Source organism: Vibrio sp. MMG023, from assembly GCF_021654215.1.
In the GTDB taxonomy this organism is placed as follows: Bacteria; Pseudomonadota; Gammaproteobacteria; order Enterobacterales; family Vibrionaceae; genus Vibrio; species Vibrio jasicida.
Genome location: NZ_JAKFZP010000008.1, coordinates 1 through 13,234, shown reverse-complemented (window position 1 = coordinate 13,234; position 13,234 = coordinate 1). Strand labels below are relative to the sequence as shown.

Annotated in this window: 12 protein-coding genes and 1 tRNA gene; 2 read left to right on the top strand and 11 right to left on the bottom strand. The window is 46.1% G+C overall.

Annotation, left to right across the window (positions count from 1 at the left end; genetic code table 11):
* Positions 1-13: 13 nt before the first annotated feature.
* From rlmH to leuS, 5 genes are all read right to left on the bottom strand, one after another.
* The gene (rlmH, locus tag L1076_RS22450; protein WP_038873801.1) at positions 14-484 is read right to left on the bottom strand and encodes a 23S rRNA (pseudouridine(1915)-N(3))-methyltransferase RlmH; all 471 of its coding nucleotides are present in this window, start codon (positions 482-484) and stop codon (positions 14-16) included.
* Between the two features lie 4 nt (positions 485-488).
* The gene (gene rsfS, locus L1076_RS22445) at positions 489-806 is read right to left on the bottom strand and encodes a ribosome silencing factor (protein ID WP_038875827.1); all 318 of its coding nucleotides are present in this window, start codon (positions 804-806) and stop codon (positions 489-491) included.
* An 88-nt stretch (positions 807-894) separates the two neighbouring features.
* The gene (gene holA, locus L1076_RS22440) at positions 895-1,914 is read right to left on the bottom strand and encodes a DNA polymerase III subunit delta (RefSeq protein ID WP_038873805.1); all 1,020 of its coding nucleotides are present in this window, start codon (positions 1,912-1,914) and stop codon (positions 895-897) included.
* A gap of 5 nt (positions 1,915-1,919) precedes the next feature.
* Entirely contained in the window at positions 1,920-2,477 is a 558-nt protein-coding gene (lptE, locus tag L1076_RS22435; RefSeq protein ID WP_038873808.1) for an LPS assembly lipoprotein LptE, read from the bottom strand.
* 171 nt (positions 2,478-2,648) lie between these two features.
* Complete coding sequence (gene leuS, locus L1076_RS22430; protein ID WP_042601004.1) at positions 2,649-5,222, bottom strand: leucine--tRNA ligase; 2,574 nt, start codon at positions 5,220-5,222, stop codon at positions 2,649-2,651.
* A gap of 155 nt (positions 5,223-5,377) precedes the next feature.
* Here leuS and L1076_RS22425 point away from each other — a divergent pair, with 155 nt between their 5' ends.
* A complete protein-coding gene (locus tag L1076_RS22425) occupies positions 5,378-5,848 on the top strand; it encodes a zinc ribbon-containing protein (protein WP_038873812.1) in 471 nt (156 codons plus the stop codon).
* A gap of 60 nt (positions 5,849-5,908) precedes the next feature.
* Here L1076_RS22425 and lnt read toward each other — a convergent pair whose 3' ends face one another.
* From lnt to miaB, 5 genes are all read right to left on the bottom strand, one after another.
* On the bottom strand, positions 5,909-7,426 hold the full coding sequence (gene lnt / locus L1076_RS22420) for an apolipoprotein N-acyltransferase (protein WP_038873814.1): 1,518 nt from the start codon (positions 7,424-7,426) through the stop codon (positions 5,909-5,911).
* A gap of 37 nt (positions 7,427-7,463) precedes the next feature.
* The gene (gene corC, locus L1076_RS22415) at positions 7,464-8,363 is read right to left on the bottom strand and encodes a CNNM family magnesium/cobalt transport protein CorC (protein WP_038873816.1); all 900 of its coding nucleotides are present in this window, start codon (positions 8,361-8,363) and stop codon (positions 7,464-7,466) included.
* Positions 8,364-8,468: 105 nt separating this feature from the next.
* Complete coding sequence (gene ybeY, locus L1076_RS22410) at positions 8,469-8,933, bottom strand: rRNA maturation RNase YbeY (protein WP_038875833.1); 465 nt, start codon at positions 8,931-8,933, stop codon at positions 8,469-8,471.
* Positions 8,934-8,935: 2 nt separating this feature from the next.
* The gene (locus tag L1076_RS22405; RefSeq protein ID WP_038873820.1) at positions 8,936-10,033 is read right to left on the bottom strand and encodes a PhoH family protein; all 1,098 of its coding nucleotides are present in this window, start codon (positions 10,031-10,033) and stop codon (positions 8,936-8,938) included.
* Between the two features lie 73 nt (positions 10,034-10,106).
* The gene (gene miaB, locus L1076_RS22400; RefSeq protein ID WP_038873822.1) at positions 10,107-11,531 is read right to left on the bottom strand and encodes a tRNA (N6-isopentenyl adenosine(37)-C2)-methylthiotransferase MiaB; all 1,425 of its coding nucleotides are present in this window, start codon (positions 11,529-11,531) and stop codon (positions 10,107-10,109) included.
* 258 nt (positions 11,532-11,789) lie between these two features.
* Between miaB and L1076_RS22395 the strand changes: the two genes are divergently transcribed.
* Positions 11,790-12,965, top strand: coding sequence for a 2-octaprenyl-3-methyl-6-methoxy-1,4-benzoquinol hydroxylase (locus L1076_RS22395; protein WP_237304510.1), 1,176 nt, complete (start codon positions 11,790-11,792; stop codon positions 12,963-12,965).
* Positions 12,966-13,118: 153 nt separating this feature from the next.
* On the opposite strand, the gene L1076_RS22390 is transcribed toward L1076_RS22395, so the two are convergent.
* Positions 13,119-13,203, bottom strand: a tRNA-Leu gene (locus L1076_RS22390).
* Positions 13,204-13,234: the final 31 nt, after the last annotated feature.

Below are 13,234 nucleotides of genomic sequence, written 5' to 3'. Positions count from 1 at the left end.
GGCTAAGCAGCGATTATTCGCGGTGATAAGGGTGGTTAGCAGTAATGCTCCACGCTCGGTATAAACTCTCCGCCATGACAATACGCACAAGTGGGTGCGGTAAGGTCAATGCAGACAAAGACCAACTTTGATCAGCGGCGGCTTTACATGCAGGAGAAAGCCCTTCTGGGCCACCAATTAAAATAGAAACGTCGCGAGCATCTAATTTCCAAGCTTCTAGCTGTTCTGCCAGTTGTGGTGTATCCCACTTTTTGCCCGGGATATCCAATGTCACGATGCGGTTGCCTTTTGGGACCGCTGCCAACATAGCTTCGCCTTCTTTTTGAAGAATACGTGCGATGTCGGCATTTTTTCCACGTTTCCCTGCTGGGATCTCAACCAACTCAAGTGGCATATCATGAGGGAAGCGACGACGGTATTCTTGGAATCCCTCTTCGACCCATTTGGGCATTTTAGTGCCTACAGCAATCAGTTGAATTTTCAAAAGATTAACCCCAAAGCTTTTCTAGCTGGTACAGGTTACGGTGTTCATCTTGCATGACATGAAGCATGGCATCGCCCATATCGAGAACAACCCATTCACCTTCTTTCTCGCCTTCCATACCTAGTGGTTCTAGACCAGCTTTCTTCACTTCAGATGCGACGTGATCAGCAATAGATGAAACGTGACGTTTAGAGGTGCCAGTACAAATGATCATGTAATCTGTCACGCTAGATTTGTCTTCTACATTCAGAATTACAATCTCTTCTGCTTTCATGTCGTCAGCTTTATCAGCTAAAAAGTCTTTAAGTTCTTCGCGAAGCACTCGGTTTTCCTCGGTTTTCTTTTCAATCTGTGGGTGTTTTGAATCATATTAATCAAAACTGGCCGCGCACTATATCACGCTTTGAATTCTAAATTGCCAGCTTAATATCAGGTGAACAGGTTTCTAAGCTCAACTGGTGAATCGTTGGCCACACAGATTCTTCATATTGGGTTTTCGCTTTTATCTCGGCGTGAGCCAAAAGAGATAAAAGCGCACAAATGCGGCTTGTTGACAGACGTGTCAAAGCTGCGTTGTAAAATGGGCGTTTGTTTTGCCACACACGATGCTTTTCAAATACCTGGATCATACCCATTTGGGTTAAGTCGCGGTGCATGTTCAGCAGTTGATTAAACTCTTTCTGTACACTGCGGATCAGAATGATGGTTTCGACGCCTTCCGCTTCTAATTGACGCAGTATACGTTGTGCACGATTGGCTTTACCCGCTAACAGAGCGTCGATCCAGTGGAAGGTCGTAAAGTGGTTATGGCGACTTAAGGCTGCTTCCAATCGCACCACAGTTAACTCACCATCTGGGTAGATTAGAGCAAGTTTCTCTAAGCTTTGTGAGAGCGCAAACAAATTACCTTCATGCCATTGTGCCAACACTTGCAGTGATTGTTGGTCCGCCTTTAGACCAAGGGCACGGCAGCGAGTTTGCACAAACATGGGTAAGCGTTGTAAATCGGGCGTTAAGCAACTCACCCAATCACCCTTTGCACTCAGGGCTTTAAACCATTTTGCGTTTTCTTGTGCTTTGGTAAGTTTGCTGCCAATGACGACTAACATGATATCGTCATGCAGCATTTCGCATAGGCTGACTAGCTCTTTACTAATGGCTGCGTTTGCGCCGGCTTCTGGTAACTCTAATTCAATTAACTGACGGCTTGAAAACAAACTCAATGCTTGGAAGCAGTCGTAAACTTGGTTCCAATCTAGACTCGCATCCACGGCAAAGCGATGTCTTTCTTCAAAACCGTGCTGGCGCGCGGTGTGCTGAATCGCTTGTCGGCTTTCTTGAATCAATAAGGGTTCATTACCGAAAATTAGATAAACCTGCTTTACGTGTTTTGCTAAATGGTCGGCCAGCTTATCGGCATAAATTCGCATTTTGATTAAGAGTCAGTTTTGTTGTCGTTAGTGTTTGTCGCATCAGGAGTAATATGGCCTTGTTCGTACTCTGCACGAACTCGACCTAGCTGACGCATCATTTGGCTTGCGGCTTGCTGACGCATTTCATCTTCGATAACGTCGCGCTCTACTGACTTAGCTAGGGCAGTGAGTGGGTTATCAAGATAGTTACGGTTTACTGTTGTTGTGAAGGCTTTTGAACCGAACTCAGGAATTGTAACGCGGTATTGCACTACATAGGTCAGCTCTTTTTCTGCAGCACGACTGTTTTGATACAGCGACAGCGTACGTTCGTCAATGGTTGCTTCAATTAGGTGTAGGTTTGGTGTGTTAGCAGAAGGCTGTACCAAGTCCACTTTATTCAGTTCAAGTTGAGCTCGTACATATCGAGTCAAAGGACTGTATTCATCATAGCTAGTGAATGACATGGTGTGCAGTTCTTCCGGAACGGAATACTCGCCACGAAGGTGAAAACCACAGGCAGAAAGAAGCCCCGCTAATACCAATACCACTGGTAGTTTAATCAAAGAGAAAAAGCGCATTGATTGTATTCATCCTAAATTTAAGGGGTTATTTACCTTAAACCACTCATCGTGAATGGTTTGAGGTAAATAAACAGGGTGAGGACTCACCCTGTTAGAAAACTCATGCCGAACGAATCAGTTCGCTCGGCGTTGAGTTCTTGCAAGCTGCATTTCGTTGGTAACGAGCGGCTAGTTTGCAACGATGTTCAATAGTTTACCTGGTACGTAAATCACTTTACGGATAGTTAGACCATCTAGGAACTTCTTCGCGTTCTCGTCGTTTAGACCAAGCTCACGAACTTGCTCTTCTGAAGCGTCAGCAGCAACGGTTAGCTTCGCACGTAGTTTACCGTTGATCATCACAACGATAGTTTTCTCGTCTTCAACCAGAGCTTTCTCATCAAACGTTGGCCATGCCGCGTTGTCGATGTCTGCCTCACCTAGCGCTGCCCATAGTTCGTAAGAGATGTGCGGAGTGATTGGGTAAAGCATCGCAACTACAGCTTTAAGTGCTTCATCAAGGATTGCACGGTCTTGTACAGATTCTTGAGGCGCTTTCGCAAGCTTGTTCATCAGTTCCATGATCGCTGCGATTGCTGTGTTGAATGTTTGACGACGAGCGATATCGTCCGTTACTTTCGCGATAGTTTTATGAACGTCACGACGAAGTGCTTTTTGGTCGCCAGAAAGTGCGCTTGCATCAACTGACTCAGCTGCACCTTTTGAAGCGTGAGCGTGAACCAGTTTCCAAACACGTTTCAGGAAGCGGTTAGCACCTTCTACGCCAGACTCTTGCCATTCAAGGGTCATGTCTGCTGGTGAAGCAAACATCATGAATAGACGTACCGTGTCAGCACCGTACTTGTCTACCATTTCTTGAGGGTCGATACCGTTGTTTTTCGACTTAGACATTTTGATCATGCCTGAGTGCGTTACATCACGGCCTTCATTGTCTTTCGCTGAAGTGATACGACCTTTACCGTCACGTTCAACAGCAACATCTGTTGGGGCAACCCACTCTTTACCGCCTTTTTCGTTCTCGAAGTAGAACGCATCAGCCAGTACCATGCCTTGACACAGCAGTTGCTTGAACGGTTCGTCAGACGTTACGTAGCCTGCGTCACGTAGCAGTTTGTGGAAGAAGCGAGAGTACAGTAGGTGCATACAAGCGTGCTCGATACCACCGATGTACTGGTCTACCGGTAGCCAGTAGTTTGCTTTTTCTGGATCTAGGATGTCGTCAGCTTGTGGTGAACAGTAACGTGCGTAGTACCAAGAAGACTCCATGAACGTATCGAACGTATCTGTCTCACGTAGAGCAGGTTCGCCGTTGAATGTTGTCTTCGCCCATTCTTTGTCTGCTTTGATTGGGCTTGTTACGCCGTCCATTACCACGTCTTCTGGAAGAATAACGGGTAGTTGGTCAGCGGGTACTGGGTGAACTTCGCCGTCTTCAGTGGTTACCATAGGGATTGGTGCACCCCAGTAACGTTGACGAGATACCCCCCAGTCACGTAGACGGAAGTTAACTGTCTTAGTGCCTTTGCCTTCTGCTTCTAGCTTCGCTGCGATTGCATCGAACGCCGCTTGGAATTCGAGACCGTCGAATTCACCTGAATCGAACAGTACACCTTTCTCTGTGTATGCCGCTTCAGAGATGTCTAGCTCACTGCCATCAACCGGTTTGATGACAGGAACAATGTCTAGGCCGTATTTCGTTGCAAATTCGTAGTCACGTTGGTCGTGTGCAGGAACCGCCATTACTGCGCCTGTGCCGTAGTCCATCAGTACGAAGTTTGCTACGTAAACTGGCACTTCACGACCGTTCAATGGGTGAATAGCAGTAAGGCCAGTAGCCATACCTTTTTTCTCCATTGTCGCAAGCTCAGCTTCTGCTACTTTGGTGTTTTTACATTCTTCGATGAATGACGCTAGCTCTGGGTTGTTCTGAGCTGCGATAGCCGCAAGAGGGTGACCTGCTGCGATACCAACGTAAGTCACACCCATTAGCGTGTCTGGACGCGTGGTGTAAACTTCTAAATCTTGTTGACCGTTAACTTCAAACTTGAGTTCCACGCCTTCAGAACGACCTATCCAGTTACGCTGCATGGTCTTAACCATTTCTGGCCAACCTTCAAGTTTGTCTAGGTCGTCTAGTAGCTCTTGAGCGTATTCAGTGATCTTAATAAACCACTGTGGAATTTCTTTTTGTTCTACCGGAGTATCACAACGCCAGCAACAGCCGTCTTCAACCTGTTCGTTTGCAAGAACAGTTTGATCGTTTGGACACCAGTTAACAGAAGAGGTCTTCTTGTAAACCAGACCTTTCTCGTAAAGCTTAGTGAAGAACTCTTGTTCCCAACGGTAGTATTCTGGCGTACAGGTTGCGAATTCACGATTCCAGTCGTAACCAAAGCCAAGAAGCTTAAGTTGGTTCTTCATGTATTCAATGTTTTCGTAAGTCCAAGGCGCCGGTGCAGTGTTGTTTTTTACTGCCGCGTTTTCCGCAGGTAGACCGAATGCATCCCAACCGATTGGTTGCATTACGTTTTTGCCTTGTAGGCGTTGGAAACGAGATACTACGTCACCGATGGTGTAGTTGCGCACGTGACCCATGTGCAGTCGACCACTTGGGTATGGGAACATGGATAGACAGTAGAATTTTTCTTTGTTTGGGTCTTCACTTACAACAAAGGTCTTGTTGTCATCCCAGTGCTTTTGAACTTTTTGTTCAAGGTCTTGTGGATTGTATTGTTCTTGCATCGATGGTATCCGGTTATCTTGGAATTTGTGAGTTCGGTTAGAACAGACTTAAATAGATCGTCATAGAATACCTAAAGCTAGGGATCACAACAATAGCCAATCTGTACCCATGCGCCTAGAAGTGACGCTTGGTAGTGGAAAGATGGAGGTCAGTTATGCCTAAACGTAAAGCAGGTTATGAGGAAATGCTCGAGGATGTGATGGAAACCTTGAAGCACAGTCCGGATGAAGTTAACAAAGTATTCGAAACGTCGGGCAAAGTCGTGGATGCCGCTAACGACATGACCAAAGATGAGCTCTCACTAATTTCAGCTTACGTAAAAGCCGATTTAAAAGAGTTCTCCGACAGCTATGAGGAAGGAAAAAGCGGGCCTTTTTATCTCACCATTGCCGATTCAATCTGGCAAGGTTTACTGGATATTACCGATAAAACTAAAGTTGAGTGGGTTGAGTTGTTCGATGATTTAGAGCATCAAGGCTTGTATGAAGCGGGCGAAGTCATCGGGCTCGGGACATTGGTCTGTGATGAATGTGGTCATAAAACCACTTACAACCATCCAACGGTCATAATTCCATGCATCAAGTGTAATCATACTGGTTTTAGTCGCCAATCTCTCAAGCCATAACATGCAGTCAAAAAATACAACGCAATAAAAAAGAGGCTACCAGAGCCTCTTTTTTTGATGTTATTTGCGTTTTCTTGGTAACCACCAAGCCAATATAAGGCTCAGTGCTGCCCAGATATATAATGGCCAAGTACCAAAGGTGCGATAAGGTGTTTGCCCGTCTGTCGGAACCAACTCTGCGCGCAATACCGCTGTCTCAAACTGAGGGATTTGCTCGATGATCTTACCTTTATGATCAGTAACAGCTGTCAAACCATTATTGGTTGAACGAATCAGCGGTTTTCCAAGCTCCAATGCACGCATACGTGCGATTTCCATATGTTGTAGTGGACCAATGGAGTGACCGAACCAAGCATCATTTGATAGCGTTAGTATGAAGTCAGTATCGTCTGTGACGTTCTGACGAACTTGTTCACTAAAGATGATCTCGTAGCACAAAGCCGGGTCCATATGTTTACCATTCGCCACAATGTTTGGTTGTACGAAATCGCCACGGCTGAACGATGACATCGGTAAGTTGAAGAAGGGCGCTAATGGACGTAACACCTCTTCAAATGGAACAAATTCACCAAATGGAAGTAAGTGATGTTTGTGATAGCGTTTGTCTAAATCAAAGCTGTAATCGCCATATGGATTCACACCCAATGAGAGAATGCTGTTGTAGAACTGGCCGTCTTCTCCTTGGTTAACCACGCCGGTGATGATCGCGCTGTTATTCATTTTCGCCGCAGCATCGATGTTTCTCAAGAACGACGGGACTTCGATTTCAAATGCCGGAATCGCAGCCTCAGGCCAAACGATGATGTCGGCATCCCAGTTTTCACGCGTTAAGTCGGCATACTTCATGATGGTTGGCCAGCGTTGGCTTGGTAGCCATTTTAGGTTCTGATCAACATTACCTTGGATTAAGGCGACTTTGGTTGTGTCTTCTGGACGAGGTGTCACCCAGTCGTATTGGCTGATGCCAAAACCTGCGCTGAGCAAAACCACAGGGATAATGACCATCAGCCACTGCTTATGCACCCAAGCGTAAGCCAGAGAACCAGCACTCATTAGTATGAATAAGGTTAGGAGTTCAACACCACCAATAGGTGCGAAGCTGGCCAATGGGCCATCAATTTGGCTGTAACCCAGCCACAACCATGGAAAGCCGGTCATAACCCAACCGCGTAGCCAATCAGTGACTAACCACAGAGCAGGAGCGGCTAATAATGCTTTAGTGAGGGTAAGTTGTGGGAAGAACTTATTGCTGAGCCAAGCGAATAGGCCGGTGTAAATCGATAAGTAAGCAATCAGCAAACCCATCAGGAATAGATTTGCAATGAGCGGCATCCCGCCGAAGCCAGCGATGCTGACATAAACCCAACTAACGCCGGTGGAGAATTGGCCGAGTCCCCACGCATAACCGATCCAAAGTGCACGCTTAGGTGATTGGTTTGCAAGGAGAATAAGAAGGATAGCAGGGCTGAGTATGGCAATAGGCCATAACTGGTAAGGGGCAAATGCTAAGGTAGTGGAAGCGCCAACAAAAGCGGCCACTAAGGGCCGCTTTAGGCGATGAAAGAGTACATTCATCATTATATTTTTCTGATATTCCCGTTGTTAGGGTATCGCGTTACTCTTGAGTGGCTTCAACCAGCGTTTCTTCGTCTGGAATCGTCACTTGGAGTTGAATGACACGACGGTTATCGGCAGCGGTGACTTTGAAGTTATAGCCTTCAATTTCGACCAACTCACCACGAGATGGTAAGTGACCAAAGGCAGTCATTACCATACCACCTACAGTATCCACTTCTTCATCGCTGAAGTCGGTACCGAATGTCTCATTAAACTCTTCAATGGTTGTCAGAGCTCTGACAGCAAAGGTATGCTTGCTTAGCTTACGGATATCGGTTTCTTCTTCGTCATCGAACTCATCTTCAATATCCCCTACGATTTCTTCAAGGATATCTTCGATTGTTACTAGACCAGAAACGCCACCGAATTCGTCGACAACAATCGCCATGTGATAACGTTCTTCACGGAATTCTTTTAGCAGGCGGTCGACACGTTTACTTTCCGGTACAACCACTGCTTGTCGAATTACTTCTTCGATATCAAATGGGTTACTGCCTGAGCCCAAGTATTTGAGTAAGTCCTTCGCTAATAGAATGCCTTCTACATGGTCTTTATCTTCGCTGATCACAGGGTAGCGAGAGTGTTGAGCATCAGTAATTAGAGCGATCAAAGTATCAAGATCGTCTGTGCGCTCAACCGTAACCATTTGCGAACGTGGGATCATGATGTCACGCACGCGCATTTCAGAGATTTCCATAACACCTTCAAGCATGTCGCGGGTGTCGTGGTCAATCAGGTCGTTGATTTCTGAGTCGCGGATAACATCCACAAGCTCTTGGCGGTCTTTTGGTTCGCCTTGAAATAGTTGACCTAGACGTTCAAAGAAGGACTTTCTACTCGGACCTTCTGCCTTTTCTTTCTTGCCTTCATTAGAAGAGGGAGAATTATCTTCGTTCATTGTTTCTCAATTAAGTAACGCTATCAGATGTGTGATAGCTCACATAGAAAAGCGATCACGAGGTCGCACCTAGGTGGTTCGCTTTTCCCTGTCGAGCAACCAAAGTTACTCTTTTTCAGCAATGTACGGGTCTTCGTAACCCATGCCTTGCATGATTTCTGTCTCGAGGGATTCCATCTCTTCAGCTTCATCATCCTCGATATGATCATAACCTAGCAGATGCAAGCTGCCATGTACAACCATATGCGCCCAATGTGCTAGTAGAGGCTTATTCTGCTCAATTGCCTCTTTTTCAACTACTTGGCGACAGATTATCAAATCGCCTAGGAGATCCATTTCCATACCAGGTGGTACTTCGAATGGGAAAGACAGCACATTAGTCGGCTTATCTTTACCACGGTATTCGTGGTTTAGCTCGTGACTTTCTTGCTCGTCGACAATACGAATCGTCAGTTCCGCTTGAGGCTGAAATAGAGGAATAGTCTTATCTAGCCACAATTGGAAATCTTGCTCAGAAGGTAAACCTTCTTCATTTTCGACTGCCAGTTGCAAATCAAGTTCAATTGCCATGTTTATTCCTTACTCGCCGCGACTTGTGAACTCAGCTCTGCTTTTGCTGCTTCTAGCAATTTAGCATCACGTTCTTCGCGTCGGCGTTTTTCAAACTCTTTGCGCTCTTTTTGGTCTTGCGCTTCCCACTTCTCATAAGCATTAACAATACGAGCAACCACTGGGTGGCGCACGACATCGTCTGCTTGGAAGAAGTTAAAGCTGATGTCATCAACTTCACTCAGTACTTCAATTGCGTGGCGAAGACCTGATTTTGCACCGCGTGGTAAGTCAATCTGGGTAACGTCACCAGTCACAACGGCACGAGAGTTGAAGCCGATACGGGTCAGGAACATCTTCATTTGCTCAACCGTGGTGTTTTGACTCTCATCAAGAATGATGAAAGCGTCGTTCAAAGTACGACCACGCATGTAAGCAAGAGGCGCAACCTCTATCACGTTACGTTCAATCAGCTTTTCTACGCGCTCAAAACCCAGCATTTCAAATAGGGCATCGTAGAGAGGACGTAGGTATGGGTCGACTTTCTGGCTCAAATCACCAGGTAGGAAGCCCAGTTTCTCACCTGCTTCAACCGCAGGGCGAGTTAATAGAATACGACGGATCTCTTGACGCTCTAGTGCGTCAACGGCTGCTGCAACCGCGAGATAGGTTTTACCTGTACCCGCAGGACCGATACCGAAAGTGATATCGTGCGTCACCATGTTCATCAAGTATTGACCTTGATTCGGTGTACGCGGCTTGATCACGCCTTTTTTGGTTTTTACGAAGACTTCTTTGCCGTGCTCGAACGTTGATTCTGTCGTCTGTTCCAGTACGCCTGATTCTTTGATTGCCAGATGGATCTGTTCTGGCTCAATGTCAGGTGTTTCACCACGAACGGGTGCTGTTTCTACGTATAGGGTTTTGAGAATATCCAGCGCAGCTGCCGCGGTATGAGGTTTACCCACGATGGTGAAAAGATCGCTACGGTGGTTGATTTCAACGCCTAAACGACGTTCTAAATGCTTGATGTTGTCATCGAAAGGACCGCACAGGCTTGCAAGTCGGCGGTTGTCTGAAGGTTCTAGATTGATTTCTAGCGTTACGATTTTATTGCTCAATGTTGCCTCTCATTTTATGCCACTTAACGAGAGCCTGACAACGACCAGGCTCTCAATGGCTATTTGTACGAGCTTATGGCGTAAAAGTAGCTACACCTAGCTCATCTTCGCGACGTGTTTTCGCCATCATTTGCATTGGTGAAATCACACTACGAAGGTCCATGTCTTTTTCTGTACGCACTAGCTCACCACGTAGTGAGTTAGCAAATACGTCCGTAATCTTCACGTCAACGAACTGACCGATTAGGTCTGCGCTACCTTCAAAGTTTACTACACGGTTGTTTTCTGTACGAGCACGTAGCTCCATTAGGTTCTTTTTAGAAGGACCTTCAACCAGAACGCGTTGCTCAGTGTCTAGCATTAGACGAGAGTAGCGCATTGCTTGTGTGTTTACGGTTTGTTGTAGCTCGTATAGACGCTCTTTCTTCACTTGCTCTGATAGATCACAAGGGTAATCTGCCGCTGGTGTCCCTGGGCGTGGAGAGAAGATAAAGCTGAAGCTCATGTCAAAGTCTACGTCTTTGATTAGCTTCATTGTGTCTTGGAAATCTTTGTCTGTTTCACCAGGGAAACCAACGATAAAGTCTGAACTGATTTGGATATCAGGACGTGCTTTACGTAGCTTACGGATGATCGACTTGTATTCGATGCCAGTGTGAGGACGTTTCATCATAGTCAGCACTCGGTCACTACCACTTTGTACTGGTAGGTGAAGGAAGCTTACTAGCTCAGGTGTGTCTTCGTATACTGCGATGATGTCATCAGTAAACTCTAATGGATGGCTTGTTGTAAAGCGGATACGATCAATACCATCGATAGACGCAACCAAACGAAGCAGTTCTGCGAATGAACAGATCTCACCGTCGTGCATAGGACCACGGTACGCGTTTACGTTTTGGCCCAGTAGGTTCACTTCACGGACGCCTTGTTCTGCTAGTTGTGCGATTTCGAACAGTACGTCATCCATTGGGCGGCTTACTTCTTCACCGCGAGTGTACGGTACTACACAGTAAGTACAGTACTTAGAACAACCTTCCATGATAGAAACGAACGCTGTCGCACCTTCAGCACGAGGCTCTGGTAGACGGTCGAACTTTTCGATCTCTGGGAATGAAATGTCCATGACTGGTGCTTCATCCGATTGAGATTGCTTAATCATCTCAGGAAGACGGTGAAGGGTTTGTGGACCAAAAATTACGTCAACGTATGGAGCACGTTGACGAATGTGATCGCCTTCTTGAGTTGCTACACAACCACCAACGCCGATAACCACGCCAGGTTTTTTATCTTTTAGTGTTTTCCAACGACCAAGCTGGTGGAAAACTTTCTCTTGCGCCTTTTCACGGATCGAACAGGTGTTAAGTAGAAGTACGTCTGCTTCCTCTGGCTCTTCGGTCAGCTCATAGCCGTTTGCAGCATTAAGCAGGTCGGCCATTTTTGATGAATCGTATTCGTTCATCTGGCAGCCCCAGGTTTTAATTAGCAGTTTCTTACTCATCTCACTTTCGCTCGTTCAGTTGTACTTAAATCGGAGAGCTATTGCTCAAATTATAGCCGCCATCTCGGCGGTAAGCGGCGTATTGTACTGCTTTAAAAAGCACCTGACTAGTGATCTGACGAATTCTCTGCAAACCCTGATGAAATCTAGATTTTTACCCCATACGAAGCAAGGTTTTGTATTAAAGAATTTTGTAAAAATAGCCGTGGAACGTACAATTAAAAAACGCCAAATAATCAATACGATGAAGAGCAAAAAATGAACAAGTATGATATCGCCGTAATCGGTGGCGGCATGGTCGGTGCAGCGATGGCTGTCGGGTTTGCTAAGCAGGGCAGAAGTGTTGTGGTTGTGGAAGGTGCTGAACCTAAGGCTTTTGAAGCTTCTCAAGCCTTAGATATTCGTGTTTCAGCAATCTCACACCAATCAGTAAAGTTACTTGATTCATTAGATGCGTGGTCAGCAATTGAGAGCATGCGAGTGTGTCCTTATCGTCGTTTGGAAACGTGGGAACACCCAGAGTGCCGTACTCGTTTTCACTCTGGTGAACTGTCATTGGAGCAGCTAGGCTATATCGTTGAAAACCGACTAATCCAACTTGGTCTTTGGCAAGCTTTCGCACAATACGACAACTTAACGGTAATGTGTCCAGAGCGACTAAAAGACATTGAATTTGCCGAGGTTAACCGTGTAACACTAGAAAGTGGCGAGCAGTTTGAAGCTAGCTGGGTGATTGGTGCCGATGGCGCGCACTCAAAAGTTCGTCAATTGGCGGGTATTGGCGTAACCGCATGGGATTACCGTCAACACTGTATGCTGATCAACGTGAAAACCGAACTTCCTCAACAAGACATCACTTGGCAGCAATTTACTCCGTCAGGTCCACGCTCGTTCTTGCCACTATGCTCATTAACTGAAGATGGCAAAGAAGTAGGGCAGGGCTCGCTGGTGTGGTATGACTCGCCAAAACGCATTAAGCAATTGTGCGCGATGACGAAACCTCAGTTAAAAGAAGAGATCCTACGTCATTTCCCTGCTGAATTGGGTGATATCGACGTTTTACAGTTTGGTTCATTCCCACTGACGCGTCGTCATGCTCAAAGTTATTCAAACAAGAATTGCGTGTTAGTGGGCGACTCTGCCCATACAATTAACCCACTTGCTGGGCAAGGCGTGAATCTTGGCTTCAAGGATGTTGATGTCCTGCTTTCAGTGACGGATCAGCAAGAGCAACTTAATGATTCATTACTCGCCAAGTATGAGCGCGCTCGTCGACCAGATAACTTGCTAATGCAAACTGGCATGGATGTGTTCTACAAAGGCTTTAGTAATGATTTAGGGCCATTGAAGTTCGCTCGTAATGCGGCATTAAAGTTAGCGGAGAACTCAGGGCCGATTAAAGCTCAAGTATTGAAGTACGCATTGGGTATGTAAGTCTGGATACTCAATGCGTCAGGTAGAAAAGCAATAGATAGAAAAAAAGCGAGCCATGAGCTCGCTTTTTTAATTCGATAAATCAGAGATCTACCGAGTCCAGAATCGGAAAAAAGAAAAAACCCAGCAAATTAATGCTGGGTTTTTCAATCATGGTGCGGTCGGAGAGACTTGAACTCTCACACCTTGCGGCGCCAGAACCTAAATCTGGTGCGTCTACCAATTCCGCCACGACCGCATCGTGTTTTTTAGTCACTAAGGTAATTGGC

Bases quoted from the DNA above. Each gene is read 5' to 3' on its own strand.
- holA (WP_038873805.1), bottom strand. From the start codon at position 1,914: ATGCGAATTTATGCCGATAAGCTGGCCGACCATTTAGCAAAACACGTA.
- lptE (WP_038873808.1), bottom strand. From the start codon at position 2,477: ATGCGCTTTTTCTCTTTGATTAAACTACCAGTGGTATTGGTATTAGCG.
- leuS (WP_042601004.1), bottom strand. From the start codon at position 5,222: ATGCAAGAACAATACAATCCACAAGACCTTGAACAAAAAGTTCAAAAG.
- L1076_RS22425 (WP_038873812.1), top strand. From the start codon at position 5,378: ATGCCTAAACGTAAAGCAGGTTATGAGGAAATGCTCGAGGATGTGATG.
- lnt (WP_038873814.1), bottom strand. From the start codon at position 7,426: ATGATGAATGTACTCTTTCATCGCCTAAAGCGGCCCTTAGTGGCCGCT.
- corC (WP_038873816.1), bottom strand. From the start codon at position 8,363: ATGAACGAAGATAATTCTCCCTCTTCTAATGAAGGCAAGAAAGAAAAG.
- ybeY (WP_038875833.1), bottom strand. From the start codon at position 8,933: ATGGCAATTGAACTTGATTTGCAACTGGCAGTCGAAAATGAAGAAGGT.
- miaB (WP_038873822.1), bottom strand. From the start codon at position 11,531: ATGAGTAAGAAACTGCTAATTAAAACCTGGGGCTGCCAGATGAACGAA.
- L1076_RS22395 (WP_237304510.1), top strand. From the start codon at position 11,790: ATGAACAAGTATGATATCGCCGTAATCGGTGGCGGCATGGTCGGTGCA.